The 17547-nt window shown below is 73.7% G+C and carries 7 protein-coding genes; 6 read left to right on the plus strand and 1 reads right to left on the minus strand.

The window, feature by feature from the left end:
• Nucleotides 1-58: 58 nt before the first annotated feature.
• Complete coding sequence (locus ACIPYS_RS12490) at nt 59-850, minus strand: thioesterase II family protein (RefSeq protein WP_400745721.1); 792 nt, start codon at nt 848-850, stop codon at nt 59-61.
• Between the two features lie 179 nt (nt 851-1029).
• On the opposite strand from ACIPYS_RS12490, the gene ACIPYS_RS12495 reads away from it, so the two are divergent.
• The 6 genes from ACIPYS_RS12495 (at nt 1030) to ACIPYS_RS12520 (ending at nt 17540) form a co-directional block, all read left to right on the plus strand.
• Nucleotides 1030-2406: a hypothetical protein gene (locus ACIPYS_RS12495; RefSeq protein WP_400745723.1), complete on the plus strand. Its 1377-nt coding sequence runs from the start codon at nt 1030-1032 to the stop codon at nt 2404-2406.
• Between the two features lie 251 nt (nt 2407-2657).
• Complete coding sequence (locus ACIPYS_RS12500) at nt 2658-3536, plus strand: sterol desaturase family protein (RefSeq protein ID WP_400745725.1); 879 nt, start codon at nt 2658-2660, stop codon at nt 3534-3536.
• Between the two features lie 241 nt (nt 3537-3777).
• Nucleotides 3778-13320, plus strand: a complete 9543-nt coding sequence (locus tag ACIPYS_RS12505; RefSeq protein WP_400745727.1) for an amino acid adenylation domain-containing protein — start codon at nt 3778-3780, stop codon at nt 13318-13320.
• A 112-nt stretch (nt 13321-13432) separates the two neighbouring features.
• Nucleotides 13433-14623, plus strand: a complete 1191-nt coding sequence (locus ACIPYS_RS12510) for a cytochrome P450 (RefSeq protein WP_400745728.1) — start codon at nt 13433-13435, stop codon at nt 14621-14623.
• Between the two features lie 62 nt (nt 14624-14685).
• Nucleotides 14686-16485, plus strand: a complete 1800-nt coding sequence (locus tag ACIPYS_RS12515) for a phytoene desaturase family protein (RefSeq protein ID WP_400745730.1) — start codon at nt 14686-14688, stop codon at nt 16483-16485.
• A complete protein-coding gene (locus ACIPYS_RS12520) occupies nt 16482-17540 on the plus strand; it encodes an MDR family NADP-dependent oxidoreductase (protein WP_400745732.1) in 1059 nt (352 codons plus the stop codon). Before ACIPYS_RS12515 ends, ACIPYS_RS12520 begins: the two co-directional genes overlap by 4 nt.
• Nucleotides 17541-17547 lie beyond the last annotated feature (7 nt).

Genomic DNA, 17547 nt, shown 5'->3' on the forward strand with positions numbered 1-17547 from the left:
AACGGGTGCGGGTGCGGGTGCTGGCGCTGGCGCGGGTGGGGGCTGGGGCTGGGGCAGGTCAGGCGGTGCGGCGGCGGGCCGCGCCCAGGACGCGGTGGAGCCGCAGGTCCGACTGGAGGTGGCCGTTCACATGGGCGAGGAGCTGCTGCTCCTGGGCCTGGAGGTAGAAGTGGTCGCCGGGCAGGATCCGCATCTCGAAGGCTCCGCCGGTGTACTCCGCCCACGCGGACAGCACCTCGGAGGGGCAGCCCGTGTCCTCGGCGCCCGCGTACGCCACCATCGGCGCGCGGTGCCGGGGCGCGTCGGGCACCGCCCGGTAGTCGGCCGAGAGCCGGTAGTCGGCCCGGATGCTCGGCAGCACCAGCTCGAGCAGCATCGGGTCCTCGATCGCGGTGAGCGAGGAGTGGCCGAGCTGCCGCAGCTCGTCGAGGAAGTCGGCGTCGCTCTCGGCCTGGGTCTCGCGGACCCGCAGGTGCGGCGGCTCCGAACCGGACACGAAGAGCCGCAACGGCTGGATCCCGTACTCGGCGTCCAGCCGCAGGGCCACCTCGTGCGCGACGACCGAGCCCATGCTGTGCCCGAACAGCGCCAGCGGCACGTCCGCCAGCTGCCGCAGCGCGTCGGCGATCTCGTCGGCCATGGTGTGCACGGAGGCCGCGAAGGGTTCGCCGATCCGGTCCTGCCGGCCCGGGTAGCAGGCCGCCAGCACCTCGATGTCGGCGGGCAGCGAGCGGGCCCAGTCCCGGTAGGCGGTCGGGGCGCCACCGGCGTGCGGGAAGCACACCAGGCGGCAGCTCGGGGCGGCGGTCGCGCGGTAGGAGCGGAACCACCGGGCTGCGGAGTCGGTCATGGGCGTCCTTCGGGACCGAGGGAGCGGGCGTCCCGACCACGGTTCCGCCCGCGCCTATATCCCCGCCATATCGGTCCGGCGCGGCGGTCGTGCCGCAGGGTGTCGCGGGGCTGTGACGTCCGTGGGGTGGCGCCCGTCGCCGTCGGGTGGCGAGACTGCCGTCGAAGGGGGGAGGTCGCATGGGGGAACGGACCGAGTGGACCGCCCGGGACGGGCGAACGGTGGAGGTCGACTACCCGGCCCCGGCCCGGACGGTGGTGCTGACCGTGACGGCGGACCGGCAGGCGGAGATCACCGTGCTCGCGGGCGGGGCGGACGGCACCGAGCTGTACCGGGGCAAGGGCGCCTGGACCGTGCTGGTCCCCCCGGAGCGGCAGCGGGAGCTGCGCCGGATCACCGTGGAGGGCGTGAAGGGGTGGCAGTTGCGGCTGCACGATCCGGCGGCTGCGGCCGAGCTGACCGGCGAGGTCACCGGCACCGGTCCCCGGGTGCTGCTCCACCCGGGCGGCACCGCGGTCGTGGACGTCACGCACTGGTCCTCGGCGCGCGACATCCGGGTGTTCCGGCTGGTGCGGCCCACGGCGGACGGCGACCGGGAGGTGCTGGCGACCAGCGAGCGGGCCGGGCACAGGTACCGGTCGGACAACTGGACCCTGCTGCTGGAGGGCCGGCAGCTGCTGGTCGTCGAGCAGGGCGAGGACTGGTCCCTGACCGTCCGCCCGGCGGACCTGCCGCCGTCGACGGAGACGGTGCGGTACGGCATCGGGGACCGCCGCGAGGTCTTCGCCTGGCCCGAGGGGACGGGGCCGGCCCTGTTGGAGGTCGACACCGCGGACGGAGTCCTGGTGGGACTGGAGGACCACGGCGGCCGGAGGCTGGACTTCGTCCATGTGATGGCGACGAACGGTGTCCAGCGGCTGCTGGTGCGGGCCGACCCGGCCCGGCGCGCGCTCGGCCCGTTCCGGTGCGAGGTGTCCCGCGGCCGGGGCGGTTGGCGGGTGGAACTGCGGCCGGTCGGGGACGTTCGGGAGCTGGTCGGGCGGGCGGACGGCACCGGCCACGACGTCCTGGCCTACACCGGGCCCCCGGCGGTGCTGCGGGCCTGGTCGCTCGCGGACGAGGACTCCTCGGTCGCGGTCGAGGTCGGCGGCCGGCGGATCGCGACCCGGTACGGCCCGGAGGAGTGGGCCGGGGCCATGCCGGTCGGCGGCCCGCCGGAGCCGGGCGAGCCGGAGCAGGTCCGGGTGGCGGGCCGGGGCCGGTGGCGGCTGGAGGTGGTCCCGCTCGCGGAAGTGCCCGCCTTCGACCGTCGCCTCGTCGGCCGGGGTGCCGAGGTGGTCCGCTGGGCCGGGCCGCCGGGGCGGCTGACCGTGCGGACCGCACGGCGGCACGGAGGGATCGTGGAGGCGACCGTGCTGGACGAGCAACTGAACCCGCTCGGGGTCACCAGCACGTCCGGTCGGCGGCGGCACGAGCCGGTGGAGCTGCCGTCCGGCCGTCTGGTGGCGGTCCGGACCTGGGGCGGCGACAGCCGTTGGCGGCTGGTCGTGCGGTGAACCCGCGGCTCCGCCGCTCCGGAGCATCGAACGTGCCGGGATGATGATGCCGTCATCGAATAATCCGCGAAAAGCCCGCCGCTGGCCGGATTTTCGCGGCTTCTGGCCGTTTATTTGTCTACAGATCATCGGACAAATCGAGAATTCCATGATTCCCCTCGAAAATACCTCGCCACGACTTCGGGGCGCCCTTAGTATCTGAACGAACACTTTTGGTTGGCGTTCGACCGCGGACAGCGAAGGGGGTCGTCATGGGCGAGCGGCTCCGAACCGTGCTGCGCCACGTCGCCTACCCGTTCCTGCTGGTCACGATGGTGGGTATAGCCGTCGCGGCCCTGCGTCTGCGCTGGGACCTCGACCGGGTGAACCAGCTGTTCCTGCTCGGCGTGATCGCTTTCATGTCCCTGCTCGAACGTTTGATTCCGTACGAACCGGAATGGTCTCCGAGTGTGCGCGAGTGGGGCTGGTACGGCGTCTACTTCCTGCTGACGATGATCGGTGGGGCACTTTCCCAGGTGCCCGTGGCCGCCCTCGTCGGCTGGTTGGCCCCGCCCCGTTCCGCGCTGCCGCCCTGGCTGGAGATCCCGGCCGCCCTGCTGCTCGGATCGCTGGCCAACTACCTGGTCCACCGCTGGTGCCACACCAGCCCGCGGCTCTGGCGGCTGCACGGCGTCCACCACGTGCCCGACAAGGTGAACGTCGGCAACAACGGGGTCAACCACCTGCTGGACGTGCTGCTCACCCAGGGCGCCGTCCAGCTCGCACTGGCCGCGGCCGGGTTCTCGGTGCCGACGGTGTTCGTGGTCGGCCTGTTCGTCGTCGCCCAGGGCTACTTCGTGCACGCCAACATCGACGTCCGGATCGGCCCGCTCAACCATGTGCTGGCCGGTCCCGAGCAGCACCGTCTGCACCACAGCACCGATCTGGCGGAGGCCGGGCACTACGGCTCCGACCTGTCGGTGTGGGACCACGTGTTCGGCAGCTTCACCTGGCGGCCCGGCCGCCGGCCGCTCGCGGTGGGGCTGGCCGACCCGGCCGGCTTCCCCGCCACCGGCCGGGTGGTCGCCAGCCACCTCCAGGCCTGGCGCCGCCCCGCCCGGGCCGAGCCGTCCCCGACCGGTACCACCTGAGCCGCGCCCGCCGTCCCGCCCGCCGTCCCGCCCCCGTCCCGCCGTCCCGCCCCCGCCTCGTCCCGCCCCCGGCCCTGTCCACCGTCCCGCCCCCACCGCTCCTCCCGACCGGCTCGCCCCTTCGGCCGACCCGGCTTCCGGCCTGCCCGGAACCGGCGCGCGGCCGCTGTCCCCCGGCGCGCGCGGCGCTCCCGCAGCCCGCCCGCGCGCGCGAACGCAGCGACCCAAGGACTCGACTCGTATGACGGATTCCCGCTTCGTCAGCTCCCCGGACCTCTCCGAACCCTCCGAACGCCCCGTCCCCGGCGGCCCGTCCACCGCCCCGGGCGCCGGGCGGGAGAAGATCGCGATCATCGGGATCGGCTGCCGCCTGCCAGGCGGGGCCAGCGACCACCGCACCTACTGGCAGAACCTCCTCGACGGCAAGGACTGCATCACCCCGACCCCGCGCAGCCGCTACGACGTCGCCACCCTCGGCAGCCGGGACAAGGCCAAGCCCGGCCGGCTGGTCGGCGGCCGGGGCGGCTACATCGACGGCTTCGACGAGTTCGACCCGGCGTTCTTCGGCATCAGCGGCCGCGAGGCCGACCACATGGACCCGCAGCAGCGGAAGCTGCTGGAGGTGGCCTGGGAGGCGCTGGAGGACGGCGGACAGAAGCCGGCCGAACTGGCGGGCCGCGAGGTCGGGGTCTACGTCGGCGCGTTCACCCTGGACTACAAGATCGTCCAGTTCTCGGACCTCTCCTTCGACACCCTCGCCGCGCACACCGCCACCGGCACCATGATGACGATGGTGTCGAACCGCATCTCGCACTGCTTCGACTTCCGCGGCCCCAGCGTCTCCATCGACACCGCCTGCTCGTCCTCCCTGGTCGCCGTCCACCTCGCGGTGCAGAGCCTGCAGCGCGGCGAGACCGACCTCGCCCTGGCCGGCGGCACCCTGCTGCACATCGCCCCGCAGTACACGATCGCGGAGACCAAGGGCGGCTTCCTCTCCCCGCAGGGCCGCTCCCGCACCTTCGACGCGGCGGCCGACGGCTACGTCCGGGCCGAGGGCGTCGCGGTGGTCGCGCTCAAACGGCTCTCCGACGCGCTGCGCGACGGGGACCCGGTCCACGCCGTCGTCATCGGCAGCGGCGTCAACCAGGACGGCCGCACCAACGGCATCACCGTGCCCAACCCGGACGCCCAGGTCACCCTGATCGAGCGGGTCTGCGCCGAGGCCGGGATCCTCCCCGGCAGCCTCCAGTACGTCGAGGCGCACGGCACCTCCACCCCGGTCGGCGACCCGATCGAGGCGGGCGCCCTGGCCCGGGCCCTCGCCGTCGGGCGCCGCCCGGGGGACAAGTGCTACGTCGGCTCGGTCAAGACCAACATCGGGCACACCGAGTCGGCCTCCGGGCTGGCCGGGCTGATCAAGTCCGCGCTCGCCCTCGAGCACCGGACGGTGCCGCCGCACATCAATCTGGAACGGCTCAACCCGGCGATCGACCAGGCCGCCCTGCCGTACGAGATCCCCACCGAGGTCACCCCCTGGCCGGCCCACGAGGGCCCGGCCCGGGCGGGGGTCAACTCCTTCGGCTTCGGCGGCACCAACGCCCACGTCCTGCTGGAGGCCGCGCCGGAGCCGGCACCGGCGCCCGTGCCCGCCCCCGCCTCCGGGACCACCGTTCGCACCGGGGACGCCGACCGCCCGCTCTGGACGGTGCTGCCGCTGACCGCCGGGGAGGCCGCCGCCCTGCCCGAACTGGCCGCCGGCGTCCAGGCCGAACTGGCCGGCGTGCGCGGCGGCAGCCCGGCCCGCCCGGCCGACCTCGGCCACACCCTCGCCCACCGCCGCCAGCACCACGACGCCCGGCTCTCGGTCGTCTACGACGCCCGCGAGCACGCCGCCCGCGCCTCGCTCGACGAGGCGCTCACCGCCCACCTGCGCGGCGAACCGCACCCCCGGGTCCTCACCGGCCACCGCCGCGAGGCCCGGCACCGCCGACTCGCCTGGGTCTTCACCGGGATGGGCCCGCAGTGGTGGGCGATGGGCCGCCGCCTCCTGGCCGCCGAACCGGTCTACCGGGAGGCCGTCGAGTCCTGCGCCGAGCACCTCGCCGAGCTGGCCGGCTGGTCGCTGATCGACGAGCTCACCGCCGACGAGGCGGACTCCCGGATGGCCGGGACCTGGCTGTCCCAGCCCGCCAACTTCGCCGTCCAGATCGGCCTGGCCGCGCTCTGGCGCAGCCGGGGCGTGCGGCCGGACGCGATCGTCGGTCACTCCACCGGCGAGGTCGCCGCCTTCTACGAGGCCGGGGTCTACGACCTCGCCGACGCGGTCAAGGTGGTGTTCCACCGCAGCCGGCTCCAGCAGCGGCTGGCCGGCACCGGCGGCATGCTCGCGGTCTCGCTCACCGAGGCCGAGGCGCTGCGCCGGATCCGCCCGTACGGGGGCGCGGTCTCGGTCGCCGCCGTGAACAGCCCCGGCGCGCTCACCCTGGCCGGGGACGCACCCGCCCTCGCCGAACTGGCCGCCGCGCTCACCGCCGAGCAGGTCTTCGCCCGCCCGCTGACGGTCGAAGTCCCCTACCACAGCGCCCGGATGGAGCTGATCAAGGACGAGCTGCTGGAGTCGCTCGCCGACATCAAGGCCCGCCCGGCGCAGACCCCGCTCTACCTCACCGGCCGCGAGGGCACCGCGCGTGGCACCGAGCTGGACGCCGGGTACTGGTGGCACAACGTCCGTGACAGCGTCCGCTTCCGGCAGGCCGTGGAGCGGCTCGCCGACGACGGCTACGGCCTGTTCCTGGAGATCGGCCCGCACCCGGTGCTGGGCCGCTCGATCCAGGAGACCCTCGAGGCCCACCCGGGTACGGCCGACCGGCCAGAGCCGCGGACCCTGCCCTCGATCCGCCGCCAGGAGGACGAACAGGCCACCTTCACCGCCTCGCTGGCCGCACTGCACAACCTCGGCGTCGAGGTCGACTGGTCGGTGCTCCAGCCCGCCGGGCGGATCGTCCCGCTGCCCCGCTACCCGTTCCGGCGCGACCGGCACTGGGTCGAGCCGAAGGCGGTCGCGGAGGTCCGGCAGGGGCGGGTCGACCACCCGCTGCTCGGCCGCCGGCTGCCCGGCGCCGAACCGGCCTGGGAGGCCCGGTCTGACGCCGAGGCGCTGCCCTACCTGGAGGACCACCGGATCCAGGGCGACGTGGTGTTCCCGGCCGCGGGCTATCTGGAGATGGCCGTCCAGGCGGTCCGCGCCCTCACCGGCGGGACGGACGCCGCCCTGGCCGACCTCGAGTTCCGCAAGGCGCTGCTGCTGCCGGACGACGTGAGCCGCGCCGTCCGGCTGACCCTCTGCGCCGAGCAGGGCACCTTCACCGTCGCCACCGGCGAGGGCCGCGAGCGCACCGTGCACGCCGTCGGCACCGTCCGCCCCGGTCAGCGCCGCCGGCCCGGCCGCCCGCTGGACGCGGAGGCGGTCCGCGGGCGGGCGCTGCGCCGGCTCGCCGGGCCGGACTGCTACACCGCACTCGCCGCGCTCGGCTACCACTACGGCCCCGCCTTCCAGGGCATCGAGGAGGTCTGGATCGGCCCCGGCGAGGCCCTCGCCCGGATCCGCCCGCCCGCCGGGCAGGGCGAGCACCACCAGGTGCACCCGGTGGTGATGGACGCCTTCTTCCAGACGCTGCTGACGCCCCAGCTGCTGACGCCCCGACCGCCGGCGGACCGGTCGGCGGACGGCCGGGGGATCCGGTTGCCGGTGGCGATCGGGGAGGTCCGGCTGGACGCGGTCGGCGACCGCCCGCTCTGGGTGCACGCCACCGTCACCCGGGACGCCGACGCCGAGCTCGTCGGCGACCTCGCGGTGTACGAGGAGCAGGGCGCCCCGCTCGGCGGGGTCACCGGCTTCCGCGCCGCCGATGTCGAGCGGGCCGCGACCGCGGTCGGCCTCGGCACCATCGACGGCTGGCTCGCCGAACCGGTCTGGACGGAGCTGCCGGCCGCCGGCGACACCCCGGACCTGCTGGCCGAGCACCCCGACCACTGGCTGCTGTTCGCCGACGGCGGCGGGGTCGCGGACGCGCTGGCCGAGCGGATCGCCGCGCGCGGCGGCAGCTGCCTGCGGGTCCGCCCAGGCACCGGCTACCGGGCCGGCGCCGACGGCCGCCCGGCCACCGTCGAGCCGGGCTCGGCCGACGACCTGGCCCGGCTGCTCGCCGACCGGCGGGCCGGGGGCGCCCCCGACCCGGCCGCCGTGGTCCACCTGTGGAACCTCGACCGCCCCGGGCTCGCCACCGCCGACCCCGCCACCGCGGCCGGCCACACCGCCCCCGGCGCCTACAGCCTGGTCACGCTCGCCGCCCTGCTGGCGGCCGAACTACCCGACTGCCGCCTCCATGTGGTCACCCGGGCCGCGCAGGCCACGGCACCCGGCGAACCGGTCGAACCCCTCGCCGCCCCGGCCTGGGGCATCACCCGGGTCCTGCGGCACCAGGAACTCCCCACCCATCAGGGCAAACTCGTCGACCTCCCGGCCACGGGCACCGCCACCGCCACCGCCACGGGCACGGACGCCGAGGCCGAGGCGCTGCTGCGCGAGTTCGCGCTGGCCGACGAGGACGAGATCGCGCTGCGCGGCGGCCGACGGCTGACCAGCAGGCTCCGGACCGCGGCGGGGCTCAGCCGCCCGCTGGCGCCGCGGCTGCGGGCGGACGGCGCCTACCTGGTGACCGGGGCGTTCGGGGCGCTCGGGCAACTGCTCTGCCGCACGCTGGTGAAGCGCGGCGCCCGCCGGCTGATCCTGGTCGGCCGCAGCACGCCGCCGCCGCGCGAGCGGTGGCGGACCCTCGACCCGGAGAGCCGGGACGGCCGGCGGGCGGCCTTCCTGCGCGAGCTGGAGGAGCTCGGGGCCGAGGTCGTCCCGGCCGCGCTGGACGTCACCGACGAGCCCGCGCTGGCCGCCTGGCTGGCCGAGTACCGCCGGCTGGACCGGCCACCGGTCCGTGGCGTCTTCCACCTCGCCGGGCAGGTCAGGGACACCCTGGTCGGCGAACTGGACCGGTCGGCCTTCGACACCGTGTACGGCCCCAAGGTGCTCGGCGCCCTCGCCCTGCACCGGCAGCTGGCCGGGGAGCCGCTCGACCACTTCGTGCTGTTCGCCTCGATCGCCTCCCTGCTGACCACCGCCGGCCAGACCAACTACGCCGCCGGGAACGCCTTCCTGGACGCCCTCGCCCATCACCGCCGCGCACTCGGCCTGCCCGCGCTGAGCCTGGACTGGGGCCCCTGGGCCACCGGGATGATCGAGGAACTCGGCCTGGTCGACCACTACCGGCACAGCCGGGGCATGAGCTCGCTCGCCCCGGAGACCGGCATGGCGGTGCTGGAGCGGGTGCTCGGCCAGGACCGGGCCCAGCTGCTGGTCGCCACCGTGGTCGACTGGCCGGTCTTCCTCTCCTGGTACCCGGCCCCGCCGCCGCTGGTGACCGAACTCGCGGCGGCCGCCCGGGAGTCCGCGCCGGCCATCGAACGGACCGGGCTGCTGGACACCCTGCGGACGGCCGGCGAGGAGGAGCGCCGCGCCCTGCTCACCGAACTGTTCGGCGCGCTGGCCGCCACCGTGCTGCGGGTGCCGGCCGAGCGGATCGACCCGGCCGCGGGCCTCGGCGGCCTCGGCCTGGACTCGCTGCTGGCGATGGAGCTGCGGGCCCGGCTGAGCGGCGAGCTCGGGGTCACCCTCCCGGTGGTGGCGCTGCTCGGGAACGCCCCGGTGGCCGAGCTGGTGGCCCGGCTGCACGAGTCGCTGACCGAGCTGCTCGACGAGGAGCCGACCGGTCCGGGCGCGGCCGGGGCGGAGCGCTACGAGGACGAGTCGGCCCACCCGCTGACCCACAACCAGAAGGCGCTCTGGTTCCTCAAGCAGCTCAACCCGGACGGCTTCGCCTACAACATCGGCGGCGCGGTCGAGGTGCGGGTGGAGCTGGAGCCCGAGCTGATGGCGAGGGCCTTCCGGGCGATGGTCGAGCGTCATCCGAGCCTGCGGGCGAACTTCGCGCTGGACGGCGGCCGGGCGGTGCAGCGGACCTCCGCCGAGGTGGAGCCGGACTTCGACGTCTTCGACGTCGAGCACCTGGCCTGGGACGACATCCACGCGATGATCGTCCGCGAGTACCGCCGACCGTACGACCTGGAGCGGGACCCGCTGGTGCGGTTCCGGCTGTTCCGGCGCGGCCCCGCCCGCTGGGTGATCATGAAGGCCGTCCACCACATCATCTCGGACGCGATCTCCACCTTCACCTTCATCGAGGAACTGCTGGCCGTCTACGAGGGGCTGCGCCGGGGCCGGGCGCCCGAGCTGCCCCCGGTCGCCGCCCGCTACCTGGACTTCCTCAACCGGCAGAACGCCTTCCTGGCCGGCCGCGAGGCGCCGAGGATGCTGGAGTACTGGCGCTCGCACCTGCCGGCCGAGGTGCCGCTGCTCAACCTGCCGACCGACAAGCCCCGTCCGGCGGTGCAGACCCACAACGGCGCCTCCGAGTTCTTCGTCCTGGACGAGGAGCTCAGCGCCCGGGTCCACGCGCTGGCCCGCGCGCACAACGTCACCGTCTTCATGGTGCTGCTCAGCGCCTACTACCTGCTGCTGCACGCCTACGCGGGCCAGGAGGACATCGTCGTCGGCAGCCCGGTGACGGGCCGCACCGACGAGGAGTTCGCCGGCGTCTACGGCTACTTCGTCAACCCGCTGCCGCTGCACGTCTCGCTGGCCGGCGGGCCGACCGTGGCCGAGCTGCTGGAACGGGTGCGGACCACCGTGCTCGGCGGGCTGGACCACCAGGAGTACCCGTTCGTGCTGCTGGTGGAGCAGCTCGGACTGCAGCACGACCCGAGCCGCTCGGCGGTCTTCCAGGCGATGTTCATCCTGCTGCACCACAAGGTGGCCACCGAGAAGTACGGCTACCACCTGGAGTACATCGAACTCCCGGAGGAGGAGGGTCAGTTCGACCTCACCCTGTCCGCCTACGAGGACGAGGCCGAGCATCGCTTCCACTGCGTCCTCAAGTACAACACCGACCTCTTCCTGCCCGCGACGACGGAGCGGATGGCCCGTCACTACGTCAACCTGCTCCGGGCACTGACCACGGCGGGGCCGGATCGGGCGGCCACCGGTCTGGAGCTGCTCGGCGAGCGGGAGCGGGCCGTGACGCTCCGCCGGTGGAGCGGCGCCGACCGGCGGGTGCCGTTCGCCGAGCCGGTGCACGAGCTGGTGCTGCGGGCGGCGGCGGCCGACCCGGCGGCGCCCGCGGTGGCGGTGCCGGCCGAGTCGGGCCCGACGGCCCGGCTGACCTACGGCGAGCTGGCCGGGCGCTCCCGGCGGGCCGCCGTCCGGCTGCGGGCGCTGGGTGCCGGACCGGGCACGGTGGTCGCGCTCTGCCTGGAGAAGTCGCCGGAACTGATCGTGGCACTGCTCGCGGTGCTCCGCACCGGCGCGGCCTACCTGCCGCTGGACCCCGGCCACCCGGTGGAGCGGCTGGCGCACCTGGTCGGCCACACCGGTGCCGTGCTGGTGGTCGGCGACGACCGCGAGCGGCTCGGCGGACTGCCGGCCCGGCTGGTCACCACCGCGGAACTCGGCGCCGACGGGTCCACCGGGGCCGACGGCCTCAGAAGGCACGACGGCTCCACCGAGCACGACGGCCTCGACGGCGACGACGGCTTCGCCGACGTGCCGGTGGGCCTCGACGATCCGGCCTACGTCATCCACACCTCCGGCTCCACCGGCCGGCCGAAGGCGGTGCGGGTCTCCCACGGCAACCTCGCCTCGGCCTACCGGGCCTGGCAGGCCGAGTACCGCTTGGACACCGACGCCCGGACCCACCTCCAGATGGCCGGCCCCGCCTTCGACGTCTTCACCGGCGACGTGGTCCGCGCGCTGTGCTCCGGCGGCACCCTGGTCCTGGTCGGCCGGGAGCTGCTGTTCAACACCGCCCGGCTGTACGAGGTGATGCGCACCGAGCGGGTGGACGCCGCGGAGTTCGTCCCGGCGGTGGTCCGCACCGTGCTGGACCACTGCGAACGCACCGGGCGGGACCTCTCGTTCATGCGGCTGCTGGTGGTCGGTTCGGACGTCTGGAAGGTCGAGGAGTACCGGCGGCTGGGCGCCCTGTGCGGCCCGCGGACCAGGCTGGTCAACTCCTACGGGCTCACCGAGACCACCATCGACAGCGCGTACTTCGAGGGATCGACGGACGGGCTGGAGCCCAGCCGGATGGTCCCGATCGGGCGGCCCTTCCCGAACAGCGCCTTCCACCTGCTCGACGCCCAGGGCCGTCCGGTCCCGCCCGGGGTGACCGGGGAGCTGTGGATCGGCGGCTCCGGCGTGGCGCTCGGCTACCTCGGCGACGAGGAGCAGACCGCGCGCCGCTTCGCCACCCTGCCGCTCGGCGGTGCCGACGGCACCCGACCGGTCCGGCTCTACCGCACCGGGGACCTCGCCCGCTGGGACGCCGACGGCGGGGTGCACCTGTTCGGCCGGGCCGATTCCCAGATCAAGGTGCGCGGCCACCGGATCGAGCTGGGCGAGATCGAGACCCGGGTGGCCGAATGGCCGGAGCTGGCCGGGGCGGTGGTCACCGTCCGGCCGGACCGCGGCGGCGAGCACGTGCTCTGCGCGTACTGCGTGCCGGCGCCGGGCCGGACCTTCGACCACCGGGCGCTGCGCCGCCACCTGGCCGGGCAGCTGCCGACCTTCATGATCCCGACCCGCTTCACCGAGCTGCCCGCGCTGCCGCTCACCGCCAACGGCAAGGTGGACCTGGCGGCGCTGCCCGAGCCCGGTGCGGAGGCCCTCGAGGCGGCCGAGCCGCCGGTCACCCTCTACGAGGTCCGGATGGCCGAGCACTGGCGCACACTGCTCGGCATCGAGGATCCCGGACTCCAGCACGACTTCTTCGAGTCGGGCGGCTCCTCGATCAGACTGATCGAGCTGATCCACGGGCTCCAGTCGGAGTTCAACATCAGCATCCCGGTCAGCCGGCTGTTCAAGGTCACCACCCTGCACGGGATGGCGAAGACCGTGGAGCACATCGTCACCGGCCGGATCGAGGGCGCCCAGCCCTACCTGGGCTTCAACCAGGAGCAGCGGCAGACGCTGTTCTGCTTCCCGCCGGCCGGCGGCCACGGGCTGGTGTACCGGCAGTTCGCGGCGCACCTGCCGGAGTACCGCACGATCGCCTTCAACTACGTCTCCGGGGACGACAAGGTCGACCAGTACGCCGACCTGGTCGAGGCGCTCCAGCCGGAGGGCCCGTGCGCGCTGCTCGGGTACTCGCTCGGGGGCAACCTCGCCTTCGAGGTCGCCAAGGAGCTGGAGCGGCGCGGCCGCGCGGTGCCCAATGTGGTGATCATGGACTCGCACCGGATCCTGGAGTCCTTCGACCTCGCCGACGAGCACCTCCAGGCCTTCGAGACCGAGCTGGCCGAGCACCTCCACCGGCACACCGGCTCCGCCGTCGTCGCCCGGGAGACCCGCGAACAGGCCCGGGACTACCTGCGGTTCTGCAGCCGCACCCCGAACCACGGTGTGGTCGCCGCCGCGCTCAGCGTGATCTCCGACGACGAGAAGGTGGCGCTGTACGAGGCCGGCCGGGACGGCGCCTGGCACGGCAGCTCGGCCACCCGGACGGCGGTCTTCAAGGGCTTCGGCACCCACGCCGAGATGCTCGACCGCGAGTTCATCGCCCACAACGCCGGGCTCGCCCGGTCGATCCTCACCGGAGCCGCCACCCATGCGTCCTGAGACGGCCACCGGGCGGGTGCCGAGCCCGCCCGCCCCCGCACGAGAGCCCGCCCCCGCAGGAGAGACGGCCCCCGCACGAGAGCCCGCCCCCGCAGGAGAGACGGATCCGACCATGCTCCGGCAGCACCCGCCGCTGACCTATCCGTTCGAGCCCAACGGTCTCGAACTCGACCCCCGCTACGCCGAGTTGCGCGAGCAGCCGCTCGCCAGGATCCGGATGCCGTACGGCGACGGCGCCTGGCTGGCCACCCGGTACGAGGACGTCCGGTCGGTGCTCGCCGACCCGAGGTTCAGCCTGGCCGCCGCGATGGGCGAGGACCAGCCCCGGATGCGCCCGGTGTCCCGCACCGGCGCGGGCCTGTTCTCCACCGAACCGCCCGAGCACACCCGGCTGCGCTCGCTGGTGGCCAAGGAGTTCAGCGCCCGCCGGGTGGAGCGGCTGCGGGTCCGGGCCGGGGAGCTGGCCGACGAACTGCTCGACGGCATCCTCGCCGCGGGCGGCCCGGCCGATCTGGTCGAGGACTTCGCGATCCCGATGCCGACCACCATCATCTGCGAGGTCCTCGGCATCCCCGCCGAGGACCACCGGATGCTCTGGCGGTGGGCGGAGACGGTGCTCTCCGCCGTCACCCCGGGCGAGGTGCTCGCGGTCGAGGGGCGGGCGTTCATCGACTACATGGCCGGGGTGCTGGAGCTGCGCGGCCGCGAGCCCGGCGAGGGCCTCCTCACCACGCTGGTCCGGGCCTGCCGCGAGCAGCGGCTGATCGGCGAGGAGGAGCTCCTCTCCATCGCCTGCGACCTGCTGATCGCCGGCTTCGTCTCCACCACCAACCAGATCGGCAACTTCTTCCACCAGCTGCTGGTCAACCCCCGCGACCTGGCCCGGCTGCGGGAGCACCCCGAGCTGATCCCGAAGGCCGTCGAGGAGCTGATGCGCTACGTGCCGCTGCTCACCGGCTTCAGCCTGCCCCGGTACGCCACCGCGGACGTCGAGCTGGGCGGGGTGGTGATCCGCGCCGGAGAGGCGGTGATGATCGCGACCGCCGCCGCCAACCGGGACCCGGAGGTGTTCGAGGAGCCGGAGCGGCTGGTCCTGGACCGGCCGGGCAACCCGCACATCGGCTTCGGCCACGGTGTGCACTACTGCGTCGGCGCACACCTCGCCCGGCTGGAGCTCCAGGTGGCGATCGAGCGGGTGCTGACCCGTCTGCCCGGACTGCGGCTGGCCGTCCCCGAGCACGAACTGCGCTGGAAGGAGGCCTCGATGGTGAACGGTCTGCAGGCGCTCCCGATCGTCTGGTGACCGCCGCCGGCGGCAGGACCAGGCAGCTCCAGTCAAGGCAAGGACCACGAGGAAGGCCAGAGATGGCACGGCAGAAAGACCCCGCACCCCGGCGGGAGTCGATGATCGTCATCGGCGGCGGTCTCGGCGGCCTGTCCACCGGGTGCTACGCCCGGATGAACGGCTACCGCACCAGGATCTTCGAGATGCACGAGATCCCCGGCGGCTCCTGCACCGGCTGGGACCGCAGTGACTTCACCTTCGACTGGTGCATCAGCTGGCTGCTCGGCAACGGCCCGGGCAACGAGATGTACCAGATCTGGCTCGAACTGGGCGCGCTCCAGGGCAAGGAGATGCGGCACTTCGACGTCTTCAACATCGTCCGGGGCCGGGACGGCCGGGAGGTGCGCTTCTACTCCGACCCGGACCGGCTGGAGGCGCACCTGCTCGGTCTCTCACCGGCCGACGCCGCCCCGATCCGGGAGTTCTGCGCCGGGATCCGGACCTTCCGCAAGGCGCTCGCCGCCTATCCGTTCCTCAAGCCGGTCGGGCTGATGGGCCGGTTCGAGCGCTGGCGGATGCTGGCCTCCTTCGCCCCCCACTTCAACACCATCCGCAAGTCGATCACGTTGCTGATGACGGACTTCTCGCAGCGGTTCCGCGACCCGCTGCTGCGCGAGGCGTTCAACTTCATCCTCTACGAGAAGCACCCGGCCTTCCCGGTGCTGCCGTTCTACTTCCAGCTCGCCTCGCACGCCAACCACGCCGCCGGGGTGCCGGAGGGCGGTTCGCTCGCGCTGGCCCGGTCGATCGAGGAGCGCTACCTCGGGCTCGGCGGCGAGATCACCTACAACGCCAAGGTCGAGGAGATCCTGGTCGAGCGGGACCGCGCCGTGGGGGTTCGGCTCAGCGACGGCCGGGAGTTCCGCGCCGACATCGTGGTGTCCGCCGCGGACGGCCACACCACCGTGATGAAGCTGCTCAAGGGCCAGTACCTCAACGACACCTACCGGCGGCTCTACACCTCACTGATCGACGAGCCGGGCCAGCTGTCGCCCGGCTACGTGTCGCTGTTCCTCGGGCTGCGCAAGCCCTTCCCCGAGGGCGACCCGTGCACCACCCACCTGCTGGGCGAGCGGGAGACGGCCGAGCTGACCGGGATCCGCTGCCCCTCGCTGAACGTGCAGTTCCGCACCCGGCACTACCCGGAACTGGCGCCGGAGAACTCCACCGTGGTGTTCGCGACGTACTTCTCCGACATCGCCCCCTGGCGGGCGCTGCACGAGGGCCCCGAGCAGTCCTCCCGGGTGCGGCGCGGCGAGGAACTGCACACCCTGCCGGTCAAGCACGGCCGGGAGTACATGGCGGCCAAGCGGCGGGTCCGCAACGGCATCGTCGGTTTCCTGGACGAGCGGTATCCGGGCTTCAAGGCCGCGGTGGCCGTCGCCGACGTGTCCACCCCGCTGACCCAGGTCCGCTACACGGGCGTCTACGACGGCACCTTCCCCGGCTGGAACCCCTTCGTGGAGGGAGCCGAGACGGTGGAGGAGGAGATCAAGAAGAGCGGTCCGGTGCTGCCCGGGCTGTCGAACTTCTACCTCTCCGGGGTCTGGGCGACCATCGGCGGGCTAATCCGGGCGGCCGCCGCCGGGCGGCACGTCATGCAGTTCGTCTGCCGGGACGACGGGGTGGAGTTCACCGCCGGGATCGACCCGGGCGCCCCGATGCCGACCCACCTGGTCATCCCGGTGGGCCGGCCCGCGGAGCCGGGCCGGCGGACGGTGCCGCCCGCCGCGAAGGCCGCCGGCGAGGCCGGCGAGGCCGCCGAGGGCGACGCGGGCAGCGAGGACAACAAGAACGTGCAGACGGGAGCCCTGGCATGAGGATCGAGAAGTGGGTGGTCCGGGAGCACCTGGACGGTGTGCCCGACGTCAACCGCGTCTACGAGAAGGTCGTGGAGGACGTCCGGATCGACCTGCGGCCGGACGAGATGCTCCTCCGGACCAGGTACGTCTCGGTGGACCCGTACCAGAACGGCCTGGCGCTGGAGACGCCGATCGGCCACCACATGGGCGCCGACTCGATCATGGAGGTGGTCGAGGCCGGTCCGGCGGCGGCGTTCGCGGTCGGCGACCTGGTGCAGGGCTTCGGCGGCTGGCGCACCCACGTCGTCCACAACGGCGCCGAGGAGCTGTGGACGACCGGCACCTTCCCGATGGTGTTCCCGGCCTACCGCCGGCTCGACCCGTCCTGGTACGACGAGCGGCTGCCGGTGTCCAGCGCGCTCGGCATCATGGGCGCGCCCGGGATGACGGCCTGGGGCACGCTCACCCGCTTCCTGGAGGTCCGGCCCGGGGACACCGTGGTGGTCAGCGGCGCCTCGGGCTCGATCGGCACCCTGGTGGGCCAGTTGGCGAAGCGGGCCGGGGCCGGCCGGCTGGTCGGCACCACCGGCTCGGCGGGCAAGGCCGAGTACCTGCGCGAGCTGGGCTTCGACGAGGTGGTGCTCTACACCCAGGGCGACGACGCGGAGAAGGCCCGGCAGGCGCTGCAACTCGCGGCGCCGGACGGCGTCGACCGGTACTTCGACAATCTGGGCGGCACGGTCACCGACGCGGTGTTCACGATGCTGAACGTGGACAGCCGGGTGGCGGTCTGCTGGCAGTGGGCGACCACGGTGAACGGTGAGCTGACCGGGCCGAGGCTGCTGCCGTACATCATGTTCCCGCGCACCACGATCCGCGGCATCTTCGCCCAGGAGTGGTTCACCGAGCCGCTGCTGGCGCTGATGCACCGGGAGCTCGGCGGGCTGGTCCGGAGCGGGGAGATCCGCTACCACCAGACCGTGCACAAGGGCTTCGACGGGATCCCGGCGGCCTACCGCAGCCTCTACCTGGACCGCGAGCACAACCGGGGCAAGGTCCTGGTCGAGGTCTGATCCCCGC

The organism is Kitasatospora sp. NPDC089913, assembly GCF_044748625.1.
GTDB lineage: Bacteria > Actinomycetota > Actinomycetes > Streptomycetales > Streptomycetaceae > Kitasatospora.

Coding starts and splice junctions, on each gene's coding strand:
- ACIPYS_RS12490 (WP_400745721.1), bottom strand. CDS start 850: ATGACCGACTCCGCAGCCCGGTGGTTCCGCTCCTACCGCGCGACCGCC.
- ACIPYS_RS12495 (WP_400745723.1), top strand. CDS start 1,030: ATGGGGGAACGGACCGAGTGGACCGCCCGGGACGGGCGAACGGTGGAG.
- ACIPYS_RS12500 (WP_400745725.1), top strand. CDS start 2,658: ATGGGCGAGCGGCTCCGAACCGTGCTGCGCCACGTCGCCTACCCGTTC.
- ACIPYS_RS12505 (WP_400745727.1), top strand. CDS start 3,778: ATGACGGATTCCCGCTTCGTCAGCTCCCCGGACCTCTCCGAACCCTCC.
- ACIPYS_RS12510 (WP_400745728.1), top strand. CDS start 13,433: ATGCTCCGGCAGCACCCGCCGCTGACCTATCCGTTCGAGCCCAACGGT.
- ACIPYS_RS12515 (WP_400745730.1), top strand. CDS start 14,686: ATGGCACGGCAGAAAGACCCCGCACCCCGGCGGGAGTCGATGATCGTC.
- ACIPYS_RS12520 (WP_400745732.1), top strand. CDS start 16,482: ATGAGGATCGAGAAGTGGGTGGTCCGGGAGCACCTGGACGGTGTGCCC.